The 20,819-nt window shown below is 60.1% G+C and carries 19 protein-coding genes; 3 read left to right on the plus strand and 16 right to left on the minus strand.

Annotated elements, in window-relative coordinates; all coding sequences use genetic code 11:
- Window positions 1-54: 54 nt before the first annotated feature.
- Window positions 55-1,020 carry a GlxA family transcriptional regulator gene (locus ACYZUM_RS24960; protein ID WP_108184132.1) on the minus strand — a complete coding sequence of 322 codons (966 nt, stop codon included), beginning with the start codon at window positions 1,018-1,020 and terminating at the stop codon, window positions 55-57.
- A 305-nt stretch (window positions 1,021-1,325) separates the two neighbouring features.
- Here ACYZUM_RS24960 and ACYZUM_RS24965 point away from each other — a divergent pair, with 305 nt between their 5' ends.
- Window positions 1,326-1,967: an HD domain-containing protein gene (locus tag ACYZUM_RS24965; RefSeq protein ID WP_108184133.1), complete on the plus strand. Its 642-nt coding sequence runs from the start codon at window positions 1,326-1,328 to the stop codon at window positions 1,965-1,967.
- A gap of 92 nt (window positions 1,968-2,059) precedes the next feature.
- Here the strand turns inward: ACYZUM_RS24965 and ACYZUM_RS24970 are convergent, their stop codons facing one another.
- The 7 genes from ACYZUM_RS24970 to ACYZUM_RS25000 all read right to left on the minus strand — a co-directional run bounded on the left by ACYZUM_RS24970 (window position 2,060) and on the right by ACYZUM_RS25000 (window position 10,419).
- Entirely contained in the window at window positions 2,060-2,950 is an 891-nt protein-coding gene (locus tag ACYZUM_RS24970) for an ABC transporter permease subunit (RefSeq protein ID WP_108184134.1), read from the minus strand.
- Complete coding sequence (locus ACYZUM_RS24975) at window positions 2,947-3,828, minus strand: ABC transporter permease subunit (protein ID WP_174377002.1); 882 nt, start codon at window positions 3,826-3,828, stop codon at window positions 2,947-2,949. The genes ACYZUM_RS24970 and ACYZUM_RS24975 overlap by 4 nt, the downstream gene beginning before the upstream one ends.
- A 35-nt stretch (window positions 3,829-3,863) precedes the next feature.
- Window positions 3,864-5,006, minus strand: a complete 1,143-nt coding sequence (locus ACYZUM_RS24980; RefSeq protein WP_003229245.1) for an ABC transporter ATP-binding protein — start codon at window positions 5,004-5,006, stop codon at window positions 3,864-3,866.
- A gap of 67 nt (window positions 5,007-5,073) precedes the next feature.
- Window positions 5,074-6,171 (minus strand): polyamine ABC transporter substrate-binding protein, encoded by a 1,098-nt coding sequence (locus ACYZUM_RS24985; protein ID WP_041072123.1) that lies wholly within the window; start codon window positions 6,169-6,171, stop codon window positions 5,074-5,076.
- Window positions 6,172-6,358: 187 nt separating this feature from the next.
- Entirely contained in the window at window positions 6,359-7,468 is a 1,110-nt protein-coding gene (locus ACYZUM_RS24990) for a polyamine ABC transporter substrate-binding protein (protein WP_041072121.1), read from the minus strand.
- A gap of 171 nt (window positions 7,469-7,639) precedes the next feature.
- Window positions 7,640-9,004 (minus strand): aspartate aminotransferase family protein, encoded by a 1,365-nt coding sequence (locus ACYZUM_RS24995; RefSeq protein WP_086792334.1) that lies wholly within the window; start codon window positions 9,002-9,004, stop codon window positions 7,640-7,642.
- A 56-nt stretch (window positions 9,005-9,060) separates the two neighbouring features.
- The gene (locus tag ACYZUM_RS25000; protein WP_007967993.1) at window positions 9,061-10,419 is read right to left on the minus strand and encodes a glutamine synthetase family protein; all 1,359 of its coding nucleotides are present in this window, start codon (window positions 10,417-10,419) and stop codon (window positions 9,061-9,063) included.
- A 730-nt stretch (window positions 10,420-11,149) separates the two neighbouring features.
- On the opposite strand from ACYZUM_RS25000, the gene ACYZUM_RS25005 reads away from it, so the two are divergent.
- Window positions 11,150-12,526, plus strand: coding sequence for a glutamine synthetase family protein (locus tag ACYZUM_RS25005; RefSeq protein WP_003229254.1), 1,377 nt, complete (start codon window positions 11,150-11,152; stop codon window positions 12,524-12,526).
- A gap of 259 nt (window positions 12,527-12,785) precedes the next feature.
- Complete coding sequence (locus ACYZUM_RS25010; protein WP_108184135.1) at window positions 12,786-13,412, plus strand: TetR/AcrR family transcriptional regulator; 627 nt, start codon at window positions 12,786-12,788, stop codon at window positions 13,410-13,412.
- A 135-nt stretch (window positions 13,413-13,547) separates the two neighbouring features.
- On the opposite strand, the gene ACYZUM_RS25015 is transcribed toward ACYZUM_RS25010, so the two are convergent.
- The 8 genes from ACYZUM_RS25015 to ACYZUM_RS25050 form a co-directional block, all read right to left on the minus strand.
- Complete coding sequence (locus ACYZUM_RS25015; RefSeq protein ID WP_007967989.1) at window positions 13,548-13,763, minus strand: TOBE domain-containing protein; 216 nt, start codon at window positions 13,761-13,763, stop codon at window positions 13,548-13,550.
- A gap of 33 nt (window positions 13,764-13,796) precedes the next feature.
- Window positions 13,797-14,603, minus strand: coding sequence for an aliphatic sulfonates ABC transporter ATP-binding protein (gene ssuB / locus ACYZUM_RS25020; protein WP_108184136.1), 807 nt, complete (start codon window positions 14,601-14,603; stop codon window positions 13,797-13,799).
- Complete coding sequence (gene ssuC / locus ACYZUM_RS25025; RefSeq protein WP_086792340.1) at window positions 14,600-15,382, minus strand: aliphatic sulfonate ABC transporter permease SsuC; 783 nt, start codon at window positions 15,380-15,382, stop codon at window positions 14,600-14,602. The genes ssuB and ssuC overlap by 4 nt, the downstream gene beginning before the upstream one ends.
- Before the next feature lie 8 nt (window positions 15,383-15,390).
- On the minus strand, window positions 15,391-16,539 hold the full coding sequence (gene ssuD / locus ACYZUM_RS25030; RefSeq protein ID WP_041072113.1) for an FMNH2-dependent alkanesulfonate monooxygenase: 1,149 nt from the start codon (window positions 16,537-16,539) through the stop codon (window positions 15,391-15,393).
- 25 nt (window positions 16,540-16,564) lie between these two features.
- The gene (locus tag ACYZUM_RS25035) at window positions 16,565-17,545 is read right to left on the minus strand and encodes a sulfonate ABC transporter substrate-binding protein (RefSeq protein ID WP_108184137.1); all 981 of its coding nucleotides are present in this window, start codon (window positions 17,543-17,545) and stop codon (window positions 16,565-16,567) included.
- Window positions 17,546-17,634: 89 nt separating this feature from the next.
- Entirely contained in the window at window positions 17,635-18,228 is a 594-nt protein-coding gene (ssuE, locus tag ACYZUM_RS25040; protein WP_041072109.1) for an NADPH-dependent FMN reductase, read from the minus strand.
- 280 nt (window positions 18,229-18,508) lie between these two features.
- Complete coding sequence (locus ACYZUM_RS25045) at window positions 18,509-19,147, minus strand: peroxiredoxin (RefSeq protein ID WP_108184138.1); 639 nt, start codon at window positions 19,145-19,147, stop codon at window positions 18,509-18,511.
- A 295-nt stretch (window positions 19,148-19,442) separates the two neighbouring features.
- Window positions 19,443-20,792 carry an OprD family porin gene (locus ACYZUM_RS25050; protein WP_047297205.1) on the minus strand — a complete coding sequence of 450 codons (1,350 nt, stop codon included), beginning with the start codon at window positions 20,790-20,792 and terminating at the stop codon, window positions 19,443-19,445.
- Window positions 20,793-20,819: the final 27 nt, after the last annotated feature.

A 20,819-nucleotide genomic window follows, 5' to 3' on the forward strand; every position in this document is an offset into this window, starting at 1 on the left:
AGCCTGTGGGAGCTGGCTTGCCAGCGATGGGGCCCTCAAGAACAACACTGGAACTCAGAGCAGCCCGGCAAAATTCAGCCGAAACTGCTGCGGCGTCACCCCCAACCGGCGATTGAACACACTGCGCATGTGCTGCGCATCGCGAAACCCACACTGATAAGCCACGGTCTTCAGCGGCGCCGTGGTGCTTTCGAGCAGCACCCGTGCCGCATCGACTCGCGCACTTTCGACGAACTCTGCCGGGGTGACCCGGGCCTCGCGGGCAAACACCCGGGAAAAATTGCGCGCGCTCATGTTCGCCGCGTTCGCCAGATCGGCAATCGTCAGGTCGCCGGTGAGATTGGCCAGCACATACAGCTGCACCATCGCCACCGCCGAGGTCGGCTCCGCATGCGGCGTGAGAAACGGACTGAACTGCGACTGTCCGCCCGAGCGCTGGGTGAACACCACCAGCCGTTTGGCCACGCTCAGCGCCACGTCAGCGCCGTGATCGCGGGCTAACAGGTACAGCGACAGATCGATCCCCGCCGTAACCCCGGCCGAGGTATAGAGCGCACCGTCCTCGACATACAGGCGATCGGCTTCGACCCGCGCCGATGGACACAATTGCGCCAGCGATTGGGCATCGTTCCAGTGGGTGGTTACCGTTCGCCCATCGAGCAACCCCGCGCGGGCCAGCATGAACGCGCCGTTGCAGATCGAGCCAAAACGCCGCGCACGGGCACTGGCCTCGCGCAGCCAGGTGTCGAAGCCTTTGCCGAAATCCAGAAACGGTAACTGCGGGCCGCCGGCGACGAGCAACAGGTCCCAGGCGTCGAGCGCCTCGCTGAAGTGCCGGTGAGCGCTGAGGTTCAAACCGTTGGAACAGGCCATCGGGCCATGCTCGACGCCGATCACCTCCAGCCGATAGTGATCCTCGGGCGGCAGAAACCGGTTGGCCTCGGCAAACACATCCATCGGCCCGCTGACATCCAGCGCCTGCACGCCGGGGAACACCACGATGGCGATGGTTCTGTTCATAAGCCTCCTTGGGGATCTTTGTGGCGAGGGGATTCATCCTCGATCGGCTGCGCAGCAGTCGTAGATCCTCACTGCGCGGTTTACCTGATACACCGAAACAGCAGGTTTTGGGACTGCTGCGCAGTCCATCGGGGATAAATCCCCTCACCACGGAGGAGCGCAATAAGCGCTCAAGCCGTGAGTTGGCACGATTTGCAGGTCGATTGGCAAGGATCGCAGCCATGGGTTGATTGTCCGTTCAGTGCCTCGGGGAACAGACTTTGTCCATCAGCGCCACAACGGCGTTTTCGACGAGGAAACACCTTATGAGCACGACCATTGCCGGCATCAAAATCCCCGACAGTGCCCTCGCCCGGGCCACCACCGAGTACATTCGCGACATCGAATCCGACCTGCTCTATCACCACTCGCGCCGGGTGTTTCTGTTCGGTGCGCTGAGCGGCGAACGCCAACAACTGACCTACAACCCGGAGCTGCTGTATGTCGGCGCGATGTTCCACGACCTCGGACTGGTCGACGGTTATCGCAGTGATGACGAGCGTTTCGAAGTGGATGGCGCCAACGCGGCAGCGGCGTTTCTCAAACCGTACGGGCTGAGCGATGACGACATCGAACAGGTCTGGCTGTCGATTGCCCTGCACACCACGCCGGGCGTGCCCAAACATCTGCGGCCGACTGTGGCGCTGGTGACGGCGGGTGTCGAGATGGACGTGTTGGGGATGGATTACGCGGCGTTCAGCAGTACCCAGCGCGAGGCGGTGGTGCATGCGCATCCACGCGGGGAAGGTTTCAAGGAATGCATCATCTGCGCGTTTGCCGACGGCTTGCGCCATCGTCCGCAGACCACCTTCGGCAATGTGAAGACCGATGTGCTGGTGGATCAGGAGCCGGGGTTCAAGCCGATGAACTTTGTCGAGGTCATCCGTACATCCCCTTGGATTTCCTGAGCTCCAAAAGCAAAAGATCGCAGCCTGCGGCAGCTCCTACAGTGGAATGCGATCCCTGTAGGAGCTGCCGCAGGCTGCGATCTTTTTGCCTGTCAGGCCGCTTCCGGCGCAGGCGCGCGGCGCACGTCCGGTTGTTTCCACGAATCGGCAGCGCCTTCTTCGATGGCTTGCTGGATGGCTTTCTTGCGCGCTTCTTCGGCGCGGCGGCTGAAGAACCACACCAGGAAGGTCACCAGCGATACCGCCAGCAGAATCAGGCTGGCCACGGCATTGATCTCCGGCTTCACGCCCAGACGCACCGCCGAGAACACTTCCATCGGCAGGGTCGTCGAACCCGGGCCGGAGACGAAGCTCGCCAGTACCAGATCGTCCAGCGACAGCGCGAACGACATCATGCCGCCCGCTGCCAACGAAGGCGCGATCATCGGGATGGTGATCAGGAAAAACACCTTCCACGGCCGCGCACCCAGATCCATTGCTGCCTCTTCGATCGACAGGTCCAGCTCACGCAGACGCGCCGACACCACCACCGCCACATACGCCGCACAGAACGTCGTGTGGGCGATCCAGATGGTGACGATGCCACGTTCCTGCGGCCAGCCGATCATCTGCGCCATGGCCACGAACAGCAGCAACAGCGATAGACCGGTGATCACTTCGGGCATCACCAAAGGCGCCGTCACCAGACCACCGAACAGCGTGCGGCCCTTGAAGTGGGTGATGCGGGTCAGGACGAACGCGGCGAGGGTGCCCAGCGCCACCGCGGCAACCGCGGTGTAGCAGGCGATTTCCAGCGAGCGCACCACCGAGCCCATCAGTTGCGTGTTGTCGAGCAGGCCGACGTACCACTTCACCGACCAGCCGCCCCACACCGTCACCAGTTTCGAGGCGTTGAACGAGTAGATCACCAGGATCAGCATCGGCAGGTAGATGAACAACAGACCCAGTACCAGCATCAGGCTGGAGAAACGGAAGCGCTTCATTCTTTACCCTCCATTTCCTTGGCCTGACTGCGGTTGAACAGGATGATCGGCACAATCAGGATCGCCAGCATCACCACCGCCAGGGCAGACGCCACCGGCCAGTCACGGTTGTTGAAGAACTCTTGCCAGAGCACTTTACCGATCATCAGGGTTTCCGGACCGCCAAGCAGTTCCGGGATCACGAACTCACCGACCACCGGGATGAACACCAGCATGCAGCCGGCAATGATCCCGTTCTTGGACAGTGGAATGGTGATTTTCCAGAAGCTGTTGAAGGTGCTCGAACCCAGGTCGGCAGCGGCCTCCAGCAAGCTGTGATCGTGCTTCACCAGGTTGGCGTACAGCGGCAGAATCATGAACGGCAGGTACGAGTAGACAACACCGATGTACACCGCGAGGTTGGTGTTGAGGATCTGCAGCGGCTCGTCGATCCAGCCCATGCTCATCAGGAACCCGTTGAGCAGGCCGTTGTTGCTGAGAATGCCCATCCACGCATACACACGGATCAGGATCGCGGTCCAGGTCGGCATCATGATCAGCAGCACCAGCACCGTCTGCAGCTCTTTACGGGCGCTGGCGATGGCGTAGGCCATCGGGTAGCCGATCAGCAGGCACAACAGCGTGCTGAAGAACGCCATCTTCAGCGAGCCAAGGTACGCGGCGATGTACAACTCGTCGTCGCCGAGCATTGCGTAGTTGCCAAGGTTCAGCAGCAGTTGCAGCTTCTGCTCGGCGAAGGTGTAGATCTCGGTGTACGGCGGGATGGCCACATCGGCTTCGGCAAAGCTGATCTTCAGGACGATGAAGAACGGCAGCATGAAGAACAGGAACAGCCAGATGAAGGGAACCCCGATGACCAACTGGCGGCCACCGGGAATTATTCGATTGAGCCGGCGTTTGAATTTGCGCATGTTCATGAGCGAAGTACCACGCCGCTATCGTCTTCCCACCACACGTAAACCTGATCACCCCAGGTCGGACGCTGGCCGCGACGCTCGGCGTTGGCAACGAACGACTGCACCAGCTTGCCACTCGGCAATTCGACGTAGAACACTGAGTGCCCACCGAGGTAGGCGATGTCATGCACCTTGCCGCTGGACCAGTTGTATTCGCAGGTCGGCATTTCGGCGGTGACCAGCAGCTTCTCCGGACGAATCGCGTAGGTCACGGATTTGTCCTGCACCGAAGTGCTGATGCCGTGGCCGACATAGATCTGCCGGTCGAGGTCCTTGCAGGTGATGGTAGCGTGGCCTTCGGCGTCGTCGATCACTTCGCCTTCGAAGATGTTCACGTTGCCGATGAATTCGCAGACCAGACGGCTGGTCGGGGTTTCGTAGATGTCGATCGGGCTGCCGATCTGGGCGATCCAGCCCAGGTGCATGATCGCGATGCGCTCGGCCATGGTCATGGCCTCTTCCTGGTCGTGGGTCACCATCACGCAGGTCACGCCCACACGCTCGATGATTTCCACCAGCTCCAGCTGCATCTGCGAACGCAGTTTCTTGTCCAGTGCGCCCATGGGTTCGTCGAGCAGCAGCAGTTTCGGCCGCTTGGCCAGCGAACGCGCCAGTGCCACACGCTGCCGCTGACCGCCGGACAGTTGATGCGGCTTGCGCTTGGCGTACTGGCTCATCTGCACCAGTTTGAGCATCTCGGCCACACGCGCATCGATCTCGGCGTTGGGGATCTTGTCCTGCTTGAGGCCGAAGGCGATGTTCTGCGCCACGGTCATGTGCGGGAACAAGGCGTACGACTGGAACATCATGTTGATCGGTCGCTCGTACGGCGGCATGTCGGTGATGTCGACGCCGTCGAGGAAAATGCGCCCCTCCGTGGGCCGTTCGAACCCTGCCAGCATCCGCAGCAGTGTGGATTTGCCCGATCCCGAACCGCCGAGCAGGGCGAAAATTTCGCCCTTCTTGATTTCCAGGGACACATCGTCCACGGCAATCGTCTCGTCGAACTTCTTCGTGACCCGGTCGATTTTGACCAACACCTGCTTAGGTGTCTGGTCGCCCTCGAGGGCTTTCTTATAGGCGCCGGAGGCAACTGCCATTTACGAAACTCCCAGAAAAAAACAGTGCAGTTCGCCCCATGCGGACGAACCCAGGATAGTTTGTGCCTTACTTGCCCGACTTGACCTTGGTCCAGCTACGGGTCATCAAACGCTGAATATTGGGTGGCAACTCGACCGACACGTAAGTCTTGTCGAGGACTGCTTGCGGTGGATAAACCGCTTCATCGGTGCGGATGGACTGCTCCATCAGCTTGTCCGACCCCGGGTTGGGGTTGGCGTAACCGACGTAATCACTGACCTGGGCGATCACCTCAGGTTTCAGCAAATAGTTGATGAAGGCGTGGGCCTCTTTGACGTTGGACGAGTCCTTCGGAATCGCCAGCATGTCGAACCACAGCGCGCCGCCCTCTTTCGGAATCGAGTAGGCGATGTTCACGCCCTTCTTGGCTTCCTCGGCACGGTGCTTGGCCTGGAAGATGTCACCGGAGAAACCGATGGCCACGCAGATGTCGCCGTTGGCCAGATCACCGATGTATTTCGAGGAGTGGAAGTAGGTGACGTAAGGACGCACGGCCAGCAGTTTGTCGGTGGCCTTGGCGTAATCCTTCGGATTGGTGCTGTTGGCGTTCAGGCCCATGTAGTTGAGCACGGTCGGCATCATTTCATCGGCCGAGTCGAGGAACGCGACGCCACAGCTGTGCAGCTTCTTGATGTTCTCCGGTTCGAACAGCACGCTCCAGGAGTCGATCTTGTCGATACCGAGCACGGCCTTGACCTTGTCGACGTTGTAGCCGATGCCGTTGGTGCCCCACAGGTACGGCACCGCGTACTGGTTGCCCGGATCGTTCTGCTCCAGGCGCTTGAGCAGCACCGGATCGAGATTCGCATAGTTCGGCAGCTGCGACTTGTCGAGCTTCTGGAACGCGCCTGCCTTGATCTGCTTGCCAAGGAAGTGGTTCGACGGCACGACCACGTCGTAACCGGTACGCCCGGCCAGCAGCTTGCCTTCCAGGGTCTCGTTGGAATCGAACACGTCGTACACCGGTTTGATCCCGGTTTCTTTCTGGAAGTCGGCCAGGGTGGTCTCGCCGATGTAATCCGACCAGTTATAAATATGCACCGTACCGGCGGCCTGGGCTCCGACAGCGATCGTCAGGCCGGCAGTGGCCAGCAGGGCTTTGCGCAAAGAAGAAAAAATAGGCAAGTGGAGGTCCTCTAATTTAGTTGGGCCCAAGTTGCCCCGTGCTGCATGACAGTCACGGTTGCCCGGCAACAAAACCGGCGCGCAACTTACCTTCGAAAAACCGATCCAGCAAAACTTTCTGTCATTTAATTGATCCGCTGACCGCCGTCGTGGCGACGACAGCCAGCGGTTGCTGCTTCAAACCGGCTTATTTACCGGATTTGATCTTGGTCCAGCTGCGGGTCATTTCGCGCTGGGTAGCGGCCGGCAAGTCGGCGATCGCATACAGCTTGGCCTGCACGTCGGCTGGCGGGTAAATGCCTGGATCGCTGGTGATGTCTTTTGCCACCAGAGCGGTCGCAGCAGCGTTACCGTTCGGGAAGCGTACGGCGTTGGTGATGCCGGCCATGACTTCAGGCTTCTGCAGGAAGGTCATGAACTTGTAGGCGCCTTCAACGTTTTCGGCATCTTTAGGGATGGCGACCATGTCGAAGAAGCTGCCAGCGCCTTCTTTCGGAATGGCATAGCTGACTTTCACCTTGTCACCGGCCTCGGCGGCACGGGACTTGGCCTGCTGCACGTCACCCGAGTAACCGACCGCTACGCAGATGTTGCCGTTGGCCAGGTCCGAGATGTACTTGGAGGAGTGGAAGTAGGTGATCGAAGGACGAATCTTGAGGAACAGGTCCTCGGCTTTCTTGATGTCTTCTTTCTTCTGGGTGTCGGTAGGCAGGCCCAGGTAGTGCAGTGCGACCGGGAGCATTTCGGTCGGCGAATCGAGGAAGCTCACACCGCAGCCCTTGAGCTTGGCGATGTTTTCCGGCTTGAGCAGCACGTCCCACGAGTCGATGGTGTCGACGCCCAGCGCGGCCTTGACCTTCTCCGGGTTGTAACCGATACCGATCGAACCCCACATGTACGGGAAGGCGTGCTTGTTGCCCGGATCGCTGACCGACACGGCCTTGAGCAGGTCCTGGTTCAGGTTTTTCCAGTTAGGCAGCTTGGACTGGTCCAGCTCCTGATAAACACCGGCCTTGATCTGCTTGGCCAGGAAGTTGTTCGACGGCACAACGACGTCGTAACCGGATTTGCCCGCCAGCAGTTTGGCTTCCAGGGTTTCGTTACTGTCGAATACGTCGTAAACGACTTTGATCCCGGACTCTTTCTCGAAGTTGGCAATGGTGTCCGGAGCGATGTAGTCGGACCAGTTGTAAACATGCAGTACCTTGTCGTCCGCGTGAACCGCACCCGCCATCATGCCCGCGACGGACAGCGCGAGAAGAGTCTTGCCAGCAAGCTTTTTACCTAATGCCTTCATGCGTCATGCTCCAAATTTTTCTTTTTTGAACCACTTTGTTCAGCGGCCGAACCCCGACAACTGGAACTGCGGCTAGTCTGGCAAGATCGGAGGCGGTCTTTCAAGAAAAGGCCCACCTTTCTGACACCTTCGAGCGAGAGCGCCGCAGCTCCCCCGCTCGAAGCCTAGCACTTAGGCTTGCAACGCACTGAGGGTCAGGTCCAGGCACTTGCGTGCCTTGGTCACCAGTTCATCGATCTCCGCCTTGCTGATCACCAGCGGCGGCGCAATGATCATGGTGTCGCCCACGGCGCGCATGATCAGGCCGTTATCGAAGCAGAACTGCCGGCAGATCATGCCCACGCCCCGGCCTTCGTAACGCTTGCGAGTGGCCTTGTCCTGCACCAGCTCGATCGCCCCCAGCAAACCGACGCCACGCACTTCGCCCACCAACGGGTGGTCGTTGAGTTCGCGCAGACGTTTCTGCAAATACGGTGCCGTTTCGTTGTGCGCGTTCTCGATAATTTTCTCGTCGCGCAGAATCCGGATGTTTTCCAGACCCACCGCTGCCGCCACCGGGTGCCCGGAGTAGGTGAAGCCGTGGTTGAAGTCGCCACCTTCGTTGAGCACCTTCACCACATCGTCACGGACGATCAGGCCACCCATCGGGATGTAACCGGAGGTCAGGCCTTTGGCGATGGTCATCATGTCCGGTTTCAGGTCGTAGAAATCCGAACCGAACCACTCGCCGGTACGGCCGAAACCGCAGATCACCTCATCAGCGACGAACAGAATGTCGTACTTGGCGAGGATTTCCTTGATGCGCGGCCAGTAGGTATCAGGCGGAATGATCACGCCGCCGGCGCCCTGGATCGGCTCGGCAATGAAGGCGCCGACGTTGTCCACGCCGACTTCAAGAATCTTCTCTTCCAGCTGATTGGCGGCCCAGATGCCGAACTCTTCCGGCGACATGTCGCCGCCCTCGGCGAACCAGTACGGCTGGGCGATGTGGACGATGCCCGGAATCGGCAAGTCGCCCTGCTCGTGCATATAGGTCATGCCACCCAGGCTCGCGCCGGCCACGGTGGAACCGTGGTAACCGTTCTTGCGGCTGATGATGACTTTCTTGTTCGGCTGGCCCTTGATCGCCCAGTAGTGGCGAACCATGCGCAGCATGGTGTCGTTGCCTTCGGAGCCGGAGCCGGTGAAGAACACATGGTTCATGCCTTCAGGCGCCACGTCGGCGATGGCCTTGGCCAGTTCCAGCGCCGGCGGGTGCGCGGTCTGGAAGAACAGGTTGTAGTAAGGCAGTTCGCGCATCTGTTTGGCGGCAGCGTCCGCCAGCTCATCGCGGCCATAACCGATCGCCACGCACCACAGACCCGCCATGCCATCGAGGATCTTGTTGCCCTCGCTGTCCCACAGGTACACGCCCTTGGCGTTGGTGATGATCCGTGGGCCCTTTTCTTTCAGCTGCTTGAAGTCGCTGAACGGGGCCAGGTGGTGTTCGCTGCTGAGGGCTTGCCATTCACGGGTTTGCGGGTTGTTGCTGGTCATGCCAATTCTCCTTGTTATCGGTGAAGGCGCGGCTGCTGCCAGCCGCGCCCGGCGTATCAGACGGCGAAGAGCAGGTACTCACGCTCCCAGGAACTGATCACGCGCTTGAAGTTTTCATGCTCGGCCCGCTTGACCGCGACGTAGCCGGTGATGAAGGTCTTGCCCAGGTATTTCTCGATGGTTGCGCTGTTTTCCATACGCTCCAGCGCGTCTTCGATGGTCAGCGGCAGGCGCAGGTTGCGGCGTTCGTAGCCGCGACCGACCACCGGCGCGCTCGGGTTCAGCCCCTCGACCATACCGATGTAACCGCAGAGCAGGCTCGCGGCAATCGCCAGGTACGGGTTGGCGTCGGCGCCCGGCAGGCGGTTTTCCACGCGGCGGTTCTGCGGGCCGGCATCCGGGACGCGCAGGCCCACGGTGCGGTTCTCTTCGCCCCACTCCACGTTCACCGGCGCCGAAGTGTCCGGCAGGAAGCGGCGGAACGAGTTGACGTTCGGCGCGAACAGCGGGAGCAATTCCGGGATCAGTTTCTGCAGGCCACCGATGTGGTGCAGGAACAGCTGGCTCATGGTCCCGTCTTCATTGGAGAACACGTTCTTGCCGGTCTCGATGTCGATGATGCTTTGGTGCAGGTGCATCGCACTGCCCGGCTCGCCGGTCATCGGCTTGGCCATGAAGGTGGCGGCCACGTCGTGCTTGAGCGCGGCTTCGCGCATGGTGCGTTTGAACACCAGGATCTGGTCGGCCAGCGACAGTGCATCGCCGTGACGGAAGTTGATTTCCATCTGTGCCGTGCCGTCTTCGTGGATCAGCGTGTCGAGGTCCAGCTCCTGCAGTTCGCACCAGTCGTAGACGTCTTCGAACAGCGGGTCGAATTCGTTCGCCGCTTCGATGGAGAACGACTGACGCCCGATTTCCGGACGGCCCGAGCGGCCGATAGGCGGCTGCAGCGGATAGTCGGGATCGTCACTGCGCTTGGTCAGGTAGAACTCCATCTCCGGCGCCACGATCGGCTGCCAGCCCTTGTCGGCGTAGAGTTTCAGGACTTTCTTGAGCACGTTGCGCGGCGACAGCTCGATCGGGTTGCCTTGCTTGTCGTAGGTGTCGTGGATCACCTGGGCGGTCGGCTCGATGGCCCATGGCACCAGGTACACGGCGTTCTGGTCGGGGCGGCAGATCATGTCGATGTCGGCCGGGTCGAGCAGTTCGTAATAGATGTCGTCTTCGACGTAGTCGCCGGTCACGGTCTGCAACAGCACGCTTTCCGGCAGGCGCATGCCCTTCTCGGCGATGAATTTGTTGGTCGGCGAGATCTTGCCCCGGGTGATACCGGTCAAGTCGCCGATCATGCATTCGACTTCTGTGATCTTGTGGTCTTTCAACCAATCGGTGAGCTGGTCGAGGTTGTTACTCATAAATGCCTCTGGGCTGAGTCTCCTGACATCGTGTCAGGCAAAGTTTGACGCCGTGGCGTCGCGTTAAAGGGGGCTTGCTTGCGCGCAGTGCCGGCTTACGCCTGGCACCGCGCATCGACAATGAAAGAGGAGCTTACCTGCCCTTTACGCTGGCGTTGCATTTCCTGTGCACATTCAAGGCGTGCAGAATCATGAGCACGGCTTTGGGAGCGGCACAGGCTTTGGGACTCAAAGGGATCTATATTGAAGGAAGACGCCATAAACAGAATGCTTTGCCGTACGTCCAGAATAACGGACGCTGCCGTTTGGCCTGATGCGGACGAGGACATCGTCGACAGCCCGCGAGCCTTGCGGGCTGCACCACGGACGGATTGGTCGCCACTGATGTGTTGAGCATGCAGACCGGACTGTTGCGAGCAGTCGGTGATGCCGATTAACGGCAGGCGAGACATGAAGCACCCCGGTATTATTGCTGTTATGGGTTTGATCGGAGCTTAGCCTTGTTCATTTTTTTACACAACACCCCCGTAAAAAATACAACACGGCCTGCTCAAGCCCGCGGGTGCCAAGCGTCCCAAGGACAAAAAACTGCCCCAAAGTGCCCCATAAATGCCCTTGCAGCGCTTTTTTAGGGCAAAAAAGGCCTCGCTTGACTTCGGCATGCCGTTCGGGTTGACTGAAACCAGAAAAGATCAATGATTGATATTTTTAACAACAAAGGTGTTGCATCATGTCGGTACCCCCGCGTGCCGTTCAGCTTAACGAAGCGAACGCGTTCCTTAAGGAACATCCTGAGGTTCTGTACGTTGACCTTCTGATTGCGGATATGAATGGTGTGGTGCGCGGCAAGCGCATCGAACGCACCAGCCTCCACAAGGTTTACGAGAAAGGCATCAACCTGCCGGCCTCTCTATTTGCTCTGGATATCAATGGTTCGACGGTGGAAAGCACCGGCCTGGGTCTGGACATCGGCGACGCCGACCGGATCTGCTATCCAATCCCCGATACCCTGTGCAACGAGCCATGGCAGAAGCGCCCGACCGCGCAATTGTTGATGACCATGCACGAACTCGAAGGCGACCCGTTCTTCGCCGATCCGCGCGAAGTGCTCCGTCAAGTTGTTGCAAAGTTTGACGAGCTCGGCTTGACCATCTGCGCAGCCTTCGAGCTGGAGTTCTACCTGATTGACCAGGAAAACGTGAACGGCCGCCCTCAGCCGCCACGCTCGCCGATTTCCGGCAAACGCCCGCACTCGACTCAGGTCTACCTGATCGACGACCTCGACGAATACGTCGACTGCCTCCAGGACATTCTGGAAGGCGCCAAAGAACAAGGCATCCCGGCCGACGCCATCGTCAAGGAAAGTGCTCCGGCGCAGTTCGAAGTGAACCTGCACCACGTCGCCGACCCGATCAAGGCGTGCGACTACGCGGTGCTGCTCAAGCGTCTGATCAAGAACATCGCCTACGACCATGAAATGGACACCACCTTCATGGCCAAGCCCTATCCGGGCCAGGCCGGTAACGGTCTGCATGTCCACATCTCGGTGCTCGACAAAGATGGCAAGAACATCTTTGCAAGCGAGGATCCCGAGCAGAACGCCGCGCTGCGTCACGCGATCGGCGGTGTGCTCGAGACCCTGCCGGCGCAGATGGCTTTCCTCTGCCCGAACGTCAACTCGTACCGTCGCTTCGGCGCGCAGTTCTATGTACCGAACTCGCCGTGCTGGGGCCTGGACAACCGCACCGTGGCGATCCGCGTACCGACCGGCTCTGCCGATGCCGTGCGGATTGAACACCGCGTGGCCGGCGCCGACGCCAACCCGTACCTGCTGATGGCTTCGGTTCTGGCCGGTGTGCATCACGGTCTGGTGAACAAGATCGAACCGGGCGCTCCGGTCGAAGGCAACAGCTACGAGCAGAACGAGCAAAGCCTGCCGAACAACTTGCGCGATGCCCTGCGTGAGCTGGACGACAGCGAGGTGATGGCCAAGTACATCGATCCGAAATACATCGATATCTTCGTCGCCTGCAAGGAAAGCGAGCTGGAGGAGTTCGAACACTCCATCTCCGACCTTGAGTACAACTGGTATCTGCATACCGTTTAAGCGGTTTGCAGGAATAAAAAACGCTGCCGGCCATTACAGCCCGCAGCGTTTTTTTATGGCAGAACACAAACCCCTGTGTTTGGTGTGAAGGGCCGCCTGCGGCGGATCGCTGGCAAGCCAGCTCCCACATGCTCTTCGTCGAGCATAGATTCCAAGTACAAAAACATTCCTTGTGGGAGCTGGCTTGCCAGCGATGGCGTCCGGGCAGACAACATCGAACCCGGCTCGTACAATGCTCGCTGCCCCGCAGGAGACTTCCATGACGCGTCCCGCCCCCGTCCGCAAACCCCGTGCCCGCAGCCAGGCGCGCATCGATTCGATACTCGACGCCGCGCGCACGCTGCTGGCCGCCGAGGGGGTGGCCAGTCTGTCGATCTACAGCGTCGCCGAACGCGCGCAGATTCCGCCCTCCTCCGTGTACCACTTCTTCGCCAGCGTCCCGGCACTGCTCGAAGCGCTGACCGCCGACGTGCATGCGGCGTTTCGCGCCTGCCTGCAAGCGCCGATCGACCACGATGCCCTGCGCGACTGGCGTGACCTGTCGCGGCTGGTCGAGGAGCGGATGCTGGAGATCTACGACGAAGACGCTGCGGCCCGCCAGTTGATCCTCGCCCAGCACGGCCTGACCGAAGTGACCCAGGCCGACCGCCAGCACGACATAGAACTGGGCGACCTGATGCACAAGCTGTTCGACCATCACTTCGAATTGCCGCGCCTGCCGAGCGATGTCGATGTGTTTGCGCTGGCGATGGAACTGGGCGACCGCGTGTATGCACGTTCGGTACAGCAACACGGGCAGATCACACCGCGCATGGCCGAGGAAGGGATGCGGGTGTTTGATGCCTATCTCGGGTTGTATCTGCCGCCTTATCTGCCTAAACGCTAAAAGATCGCAGCCTTCGGCAGCTCCTACAGGCGCGCATTCCCTTGTAGGAGCTGCCGAAGGCTGCGATCTTTTGATCTTCAAAAAGAAAAACCCCGAAGGGCTCACGCCTTTCGGGGTTGTTTTTTACTCACTGGCTTACAACTTGGCGATCGACACCTCGGTGGATTTCACAAAGGCGATCACTTCGCTGCCCACCGCCAGTTCCAGCTCCTTGACCGAGCGGGTGGTGATCACCGAAGTGACGATGCCGGAAGCGGTCTGCACGTCGATTTCCGACAGCACGTCGCCGAGAACGATCTCCTTGATCGAGCCTTTGAACTGGTTGCGCACGTTGATGGCTTTGATAGTCATGGCTTTGATTCCTGTCGTTGGAGGTAACTTGAGTTATTGAGCCCAGCGCAATTGCGTAGGCAGTGGTGAAACAGGTTCCGGCTCCGGCGGTTCGCCAGGCAGGGAGAGAACACGGTTGAGCACTTCGGTTTCCAGCGCCGCCAGTCGATGCGATCCGCGCACGCGCGGACGTGGCAACTCCACTGGCAGGTCGAGGCCGACTTCGCCGTCCTCGATCAGAATCACCCGATCGGCAATCGCCACCGCTTCGCTGACGTCATGGGTCACCAGCAGCACGGTAAACCCATGCTGTTGCCAGAGTCGTTCGATCAGTTGCTGCATCTCGATCCGGGTCAGCGCATCCAGCGCACCCAGTGGCTCGTCGAGCAGCAGCAGGCGCGGCTGATGAATCAGCGCCCGGGCCAGCGCCACACGCTGCTTCTGCCCACCGGACAAGGCGGCCGGCCATTCGTTGGCACGATCGGCCAGACCCACCGCTTCCAGCGCTTCAAGCGCTTGCGGGCGCCAGTTGCCGTTAAGGCCGAGGCCAACGTTGTCGATGATCTTTTTCCACGGCAGCAGCCGTGCTTCCTGGAACATCAGCCGGGTGTCTTCGCGCGCATCGCTCAGCGGTGCGGCACCGGCCAACAGGTCGCCGCCAGTCGGTTGATCGAGGCCGGCGAGCAAGCGCAGGAAGGTGCTCTTGCCGCACCCGCTGCGCCCGACCACGGCGACGAATTGCCCCGCTGGAATGTGCAGGTCGATGTCGCGCAGCACCTGCCGCGCACCAAAGGTTTTCTGCAGGTTGCGCACCACCAGCGGAATCCCGCGCAGCAGGCGTGGAGGTTGTTGAGCGGTCATGCCGCACCTCCCTTGGCAACCTGATAAGCCGGGTGCCAGCGCAACCACACACGTTCAAGTCCACGGGCCGCGAGGTCGGCGAGTTTGCCGAGCACCGCGTAAAGCAGGATCGCCAGCACCACCACATCGGTCTGCAAAAACTCCCGGGCATTCATCGCCAGATAGCCGATGCCGGAGCTGGCGGAAATGGTTTCGGCAACGATCAGCGTCAGCCACATGAAGCCCAGCGCAAAGCGCACGCCGACCAGAATCGAAGGCAGTGCCCCCGGCAGAATCACCTGCCAGAACAAACTGAAACCGGACAGACCATAACTGCGCGCCATTTCCACCAGCGCCGGGTCGACGTTGCGGATGCCGTGATAGGTGTTGAGGTAGATCGGGAACAACGTGCCCAATGCGACCAGAAAAATCTTCGCCGACTCGTCGATGCCGAACCACAGGATCACCAGTGGAATCAGCGCTAGGTGCGGCACGTTGCGGATCATCTGCACCGAGCTGTCGAGCAGGCGTTCGCCCCACTTCGACAGGCCGGTGATGAAGCCCAGCACCAGGCCGATGCTGCCACCGATGGTGAAGCCCAGCGCCGCGCGCCAGCCGCTGATTGCCAGGTGCGTCCAGATTTCGCCGCTGCGCACCAGGCTGACACCGGCCTCGATCACCGCCACCGGTGCCGGCAGAATCCGCGTCGACAACCAACCGGCCGACACCGACAACTGCCACACCGCCAGCAACAGCACCGGCAACGCCCAGGGCGCGAGGTTGTGGATAAGTTTCTTCATGGCGCGCCTCAGCTCTGCGACGCGGCTTTGGGAAGAATGTCGTTAGCCACCATCTCGCCGAACGGGCTGACATAACCGGCGCTTTTCGGCAGCTCCGGACGCTCGATGTCGAGGTGCGGGAACAGCAGCTCAGCGACGCGGTACGACTCTTCGAGGTGTGGATAACCGGAGAAGATGAACGTATCGATCCCCAAATCCGCGTACTCCTTCACGCGGGCGGCCACGGTCGGACCATCGCCGACCAGCGCGGTACCGGCGCCGCCGCGCACCAGACCGACGCCGGCCCACAGGTTCGGGCTGACTTCGAGGTTGTCGCGACTGCCGCCGTGCAGCGCGGCCATGCGTTGCTGACCAACCGAGTCGAAGCGCGCCAGCGATGCTTGCGCACGTTTGATGGTGTCGTCGTCCAGATGCGAGATCAGCCGGTCGGCTGCTTGCCAGGCTTCGGCGTTGGTTTCGCGCACGATCACATGCAGACGAATACCGAATCGCACGGTACGTCCGAGCCTGGCGGCTTTGGCGCGCACCTGCTCGATCTTCTCGGCCACCGCCGCTGGCGGCTCGCCCCAGGTCAGGACCATCTCGACCTGTTCGGCAGCCAGATCCTGCGCTGCTTCCGAAGAGCCACCGAAGTACAGCGGCGGACGCGGTTGCTGGATCGGCGGATAGAGCAGTTTGGCGCCCTTCACGCTGATGTGTTCGCCGTCGTAATCGACGGTTTCGCCTTCCAGCACGCGACGCCAGATGCGGGTGAATTCCACCGAAGCCTGATAACGCGCTTCGTGATCGAGGAACAGACCATCACCGGCCAATTCTTCCGGGTCGCCACCGGTCACCAGGTTGAACAGCGCACGCCCGCCGGACAGACGATCCAGGGTCGCTGCCTGCCGCGCGGCCACCGTCGGGGAAATGATCCCGGGGCGCAGGGCGACAAGGAATTTCAGACGCTGGGTCACCGGGATCAGCGACGCGGCCACCAGCCACGAGTCTTCGCACGAACGGCCGGTGGGAATCAGCACGCCGCCAAAACCCAGACGATCCGCCGCTTGCGCGACCTGTTGCAGATAACCGTGGTCAACGGCGCGGGCGCCTTCGGCGGTGCCAAGGTAATGGCCGTCGCCGTGGGTAGGCAGGAACCAGAAGATATTAAGGCTCATGGAGTGGTCTCCTTGGAAATTCGATTTACTGGGCTTGGGTAACCGAGCTTTGGGCCACAGCGGCCGGTGGTGTCCAGATCACGTCCTTGATGCTCAACGGCTTGGGAATCAGCTTGAGCTGGTAGAAGGTGTCGGCGATTTTCTGTTGCGCGGCGACCACGTCCGGGGTCAGGAACAGCGCACCGTAGCCTTGGCGTTTCACCGAGGTCAGGGTGATGTCCGCCGGCAGGCCGAGCAGTGGCGCGACCTGTTGGGTCACGTCTTCAGGATTGGCTTTGGACCACTCGCCCACGGCGCGCACTTCTTCGACGAGGGTCTTGATCACCTCGGGATTTTTCTGCGCGTAGGGTTTGGTCGCGAGGTAGAACTGATGGTTGTCGACGATGCCTTTGCCGTCACGCAGGGTGTGCGCTTGCAGCTGTTTCTCGGCAGCGGCCTGGTACGGATCCCAGATTACCCAGGCGTCGACGCTGCCGCGTTCGAACGCGGCGCGGGCATCGGCCGGCGGCAGGAATACGGTCTGGATATCAGCGTATTTGAGGCCGGCATCTTCAAGGGCGCGCACCAGCAGGTAGTGCACGTTGGAGCCTTTGTTCAGCGCGACTTTCTTGCCCTTCAGATCGGCGACCGATTTGATCGGCGAGTCTTTCGGTACGAGGATCGCTTCGCTGTTCGGCGCTGGCGGCTCGTAGGCGACATAGAGCAGGTCAGCACCGGCAGCCTGAGCGAATACCGGTGGGGTCTCGCCGGTAACACCGAAGTCGATCGAGCCGACGTTCAGGCCTTCGAGCAGTTGCGGGCCGCCGGGGAATTCAGTCCATTGCACGTCCACGCCTTGCGCGGCCAGACGCTTTTCCAGAGTGCCTTTGGCTTTGAGCAGCACCAGCGTGCCGTATTTTTGATAACCGATCCGTAGAGTCTCGGCCTGAGCTTGAGTAATGGCGCCGAAGGACACAGCCGCAGCAAACAGAGCGACCAGACCACGACGCAAAAATACAGGGCGCATAGCGCTCTCCTTTTTGCTGTTGGGTTTTGGCTGCACCTGCTTGGCCGTTAGCGGCTGAGTAAGGTGAGTGGAGCAAATTCGGGTAAGGCTTAAATGCTCCAGCGAGCACTCAACAAACGTTCATTCAACAGCCCCGGCTCCAGCGGTTTCGGCCGGCGGGCCATGGCACTGACAAACTGCTCCAGTGCCTCGTGCAGACGCTGCTCCAGCGCCGGCGCCAGTTGCGCCTGGGCACTGCCTTCGCCGTAAGCAATCTGGCTGTCCTCGGCAAAAATCCCTTGCAGCATTTCCTGGGCTTTCAATGCCGACAGCACGGGCTTGAGGGCGTAATCGACCACCAGCATGTGGGCGATGCTGCCGCCCGTGGCCATCGGCAGCACAATCTTGTGGTTCAGGGCGCGTTCCGGGAGCAGATCGAGCACGGTCTTCAGTGCGCCGGAAAACGACGCCTTGTACACCGGCGTGGCGATCAGCAGACCGTCGGCGTTTTCAATCTGCGCCAGCAGGTCGAGCACCTTCGGGCTGTCGAAGCGGGCGTGGAGCAAGTCTTCGGCCGGGAAGTCCCGCACCTGATAACTCACCACTTCCACCCCCTGCTCCTGCAACCAGCGTTGCGAGCGCTCCAGCAACACCCCGGAACGGGAGCGCTGGCTGGGACTGCCACCGAGAGAGACGACCAGCATTCAGACGATTCCTTGCGCGTTACAGGCGATTCGCGGGTTGCGATCTCGCTTCGATGGAGTGACCTTACCAGCTGATTTATATATCCATAAATCATATTTATTCATTTGGTTATGCATTTTGGAGATATACATTTCAACAAACTGCGCGCGAAAAAAAGGCCGTCGAAACGGCCTGAAATCCCCTGCTATTTGGATGCACCAAAAGATCGCAGCCTACGGCAGCTCCTACATGGATCGGCTTACTCCTGTAGGAGCTGCCGCAGGCTGCGATCTTTTGATCTTAACGATTCGGCTGCGGCGTCAGGCGCAGGTATGGTTTCACCGCACGATAGCCTTTGGGGAAGCGCCGCTTGATCTCTTCCTCATCCTTGAGCGACGGCACGATCACCACCTCCTCACCGTCCTGCCAGTTGGCCGGGGTGGCCACCTTGTAGTTGTCGGTAAGCTGCAGCGAATCGATCACCCGCAGGATCTCGTGGAAGTTGCGTCCGGTGCTCGCCGGGTAGGTGATGGTCAGGCGGATCTTCTTGTTCGGATCGATGACGAACAGCGAACGCACGGTCAGCGTGTCGTTGGCGTTCGGGTGGATCAGATCATAGAGATCGGACACCTTGCGATCGGCATCGGCCAGGATCGGGAAGTTGACGATGGTGTTCTGGGTTTCGTTGATGTCTTCGATCCACTTGTGGTGCGAGTCCACCGGGTCCACCGACAGCGCAATGGCTTTGACGCCGCGCTTGCTGAACTCATCCTTGAGCTTGGCGGTGAAGCCCAGCTCGGTGGTGCACACCGGGGTGAAGTCGGCCGGGTGGGAGAACAGCACACCCCAGCTATCGCCCAGCCACTCGTGAAAACGAATCTTGCCGGCGCTGGAATCCTGTTCGAAATCGGGGGCGATGTCGCCGAGTCTGAGGCTCATGGTGCTGCTCCTGATGAGTTGTTGGAGAACTCAACTGTAGCTTGGGATTTGCCATCATGAAAAAGAATAAATAACTAGATATCTAGCACTTAAAGGAATATTAAACATCGTTCACTGGACGCTCGCCGCCATCGCGACGAACATCGACCCCAAGGTTCGAGAAGGCCTTGAGTAGCTGCAAAAGAGGGAAATTTCGGGACAGGCTTACGGGGGTGAGCCTGACCCGAAAATGCAAAAGCCCCGTCCGGCGCAATGCCGGACGGGGCTTTTTTACATCAGCCGCTTGAGCGCGCTATTACAGCAGCGGGATCGAGTAGCTGACGATCAGGCGGTTTTCGTCCTGGTCGCGCTGACCCGGGATGTCGTTGCGCCAAGTAGCGTTTTTCCACATGAAGCCCAGGTTCTTGGCCGGGCCTTCAGGAATAACGTAACCGATGGTCAGATCGCGTTCCCACTCGGAGTTGCCGTTGCCGTTCTCACGACGGTTGGAACCCACGGTGTCGATGTCGCTGCCGCGCAGGTAGACCATGCCGGCGGTCAGGCCTGGCAGGCCGACTTTGGCGAAGTCATACGAGTAGCGTGCTTGCCAGGTTTTCTCGCCAGCACGACCGAACTTCTGGATCTGCATGTCGGTAATGGTGTAGTTCGACGAACCGTCGCCCTGGTTCAGCCAAGGGAAGTCGGAGCTGCCGTTGGAAACCTGATAGCCGCCACCGAAAGTGTGACCTTCAACGGTATACAGGAACAGGCCGCTGTACAGGTTGTTGTCGATCGGACCTTTGCCGCTGACATTGCCGACGTAGTTACCGTTGCCGAAGTAGGCGGCGGTGTTGCCGTTGGCGCCGTCGTCGCTGCTGTGGAAGTAGCGGAAGTCAGACTTCAGTACGCCTGGGCCGATTGCCCAGTTATGAACCAGACCCAGGAAGTGCTGCTTGTAGAAGTCTTCCAGGTTGCCGTAGTAGTACTGGGCAGTGAGGTCCTTGGTGATTTTGTAGTCACCACCGGCGTAGTAGAACTTGTTGCTGTTGGCCACGCGAGCGTTCGCACCGCCAACAGACAGGTTCTCGTTGTTACTGGAGTTACGCCCTTTCACTGCTTCGATCTGACCAGCGACCAGAGTCAGGTCCTTGATCTCGCCGGAAGTGATCTGGCCACCCTGCCAGGTTTGTGGCAGCAGACGACCGTCGTTGGTCACGATGACCGGGTTCTTCGGCTGCAACGTGCCCAGCTTCAGTTCGGTCTGAGAGATTTTGGCCTTGGCGGTCAGGCCCAGACTCGAGAAGTTATCAACAGCTTCGCCATTGGACTTGCTCGGGAACACGGTGCCACCGTAGGACGTCGAGGTTGCACCGTTGGTGCCGCCGCCCGAATCCAGGCGCACGCCCAGCAGGCCGATGGCGTCGATACCGAAGCCTACGGTGCCTTGGGTGTAACCGGAGATGAAACGCAGATCGAAGCCTTGGCCCCATTCTTCGTTCTTGTTCTGAGCGCCAGCCGCTTTGGTGCCGGAGTCACGGTTATCGGTGTTGATGTAGAAGTTACGCAGCCCCAAAGTAGCTTTGCTGTCTTCGATGAAACCGGCGGCGCCTGCCTGCTGCGCCAAAACCCCTACGGCCACAGCCAGGGCCAAGGTGGACTTGTTCATGTAAAGCTCCTCTCGTTTCTAATTCTT

It is taken from the genome of Pseudomonas sp. m6p (genome assembly GCF_055760375.1).

What these genes read in the sequence shown, in the direction of transcription:
- ACYZUM_RS24960 (WP_108184132.1), bottom strand. Translation starts at nt 1,020, where the DNA reads ATGAACAGAACCATCGCCATCGTGGTGTTCCCCGGCGTGCAGGCGCTG.
- ACYZUM_RS24965 (WP_108184133.1), top strand. Translation starts at nt 1,326, where the DNA reads ATGAGCACGACCATTGCCGGCATCAAAATCCCCGACAGTGCCCTCGCC.
- ACYZUM_RS24970 (WP_108184134.1), bottom strand. Translation starts at nt 2,950, where the DNA reads ATGAAGCGCTTCCGTTTCTCCAGCCTGATGCTGGTACTGGGTCTGTTG.
- ACYZUM_RS24980 (WP_003229245.1), bottom strand. Translation starts at nt 5,006, where the DNA reads ATGGCAGTTGCCTCCGGCGCCTATAAGAAAGCCCTCGAGGGCGACCAG.
- ACYZUM_RS24990 (WP_041072121.1), bottom strand. Translation starts at nt 7,468, where the DNA reads ATGAAGGCATTAGGTAAAAAGCTTGCTGGCAAGACTCTTCTCGCGCTG.
- ACYZUM_RS24995 (WP_086792334.1), bottom strand. Translation starts at nt 9,004, where the DNA reads ATGACCAGCAACAACCCGCAAACCCGTGAATGGCAAGCCCTCAGCAGC.
- ACYZUM_RS25000 (WP_007967993.1), bottom strand. Translation starts at nt 10,419, where the DNA reads ATGAGTAACAACCTCGACCAGCTCACCGATTGGTTGAAAGACCACAAG.
- ACYZUM_RS25005 (WP_003229254.1), top strand. Translation starts at nt 11,150, where the DNA reads ATGTCGGTACCCCCGCGTGCCGTTCAGCTTAACGAAGCGAACGCGTTC.
- ACYZUM_RS25010 (WP_108184135.1), top strand. Translation starts at nt 12,786, where the DNA reads ATGACGCGTCCCGCCCCCGTCCGCAAACCCCGTGCCCGCAGCCAGGCG.
- ACYZUM_RS25015 (WP_007967989.1), bottom strand. Translation starts at nt 13,763, where the DNA reads ATGACTATCAAAGCCATCAACGTGCGCAACCAGTTCAAAGGCTCGATC.
- ssuB (WP_108184136.1), bottom strand. Translation starts at nt 14,603, where the DNA reads ATGACCGCTCAACAACCTCCACGCCTGCTGCGCGGGATTCCGCTGGTG.
- ssuC (WP_086792340.1), bottom strand. Translation starts at nt 15,382, where the DNA reads ATGAAGAAACTTATCCACAACCTCGCGCCCTGGGCGTTGCCGGTGCTG.
- ssuD (WP_041072113.1), bottom strand. Translation starts at nt 16,539, where the DNA reads ATGAGCCTTAATATCTTCTGGTTCCTGCCTACCCACGGCGACGGCCAT.
- ACYZUM_RS25035 (WP_108184137.1), bottom strand. Translation starts at nt 17,545, where the DNA reads ATGCGCCCTGTATTTTTGCGTCGTGGTCTGGTCGCTCTGTTTGCTGCG.
- ssuE (WP_041072109.1), bottom strand. Translation starts at nt 18,228, where the DNA reads ATGCTGGTCGTCTCTCTCGGTGGCAGTCCCAGCCAGCGCTCCCGTTCC.
- ACYZUM_RS25045 (WP_108184138.1), bottom strand. Translation starts at nt 19,147, where the DNA reads ATGAGCCTCAGACTCGGCGACATCGCCCCCGATTTCGAACAGGATTCC.
- ACYZUM_RS25050 (WP_047297205.1), bottom strand. Translation starts at nt 20,792, where the DNA reads ATGAACAAGTCCACCTTGGCCCTGGCTGTGGCCGTAGGGGTTTTGGCG.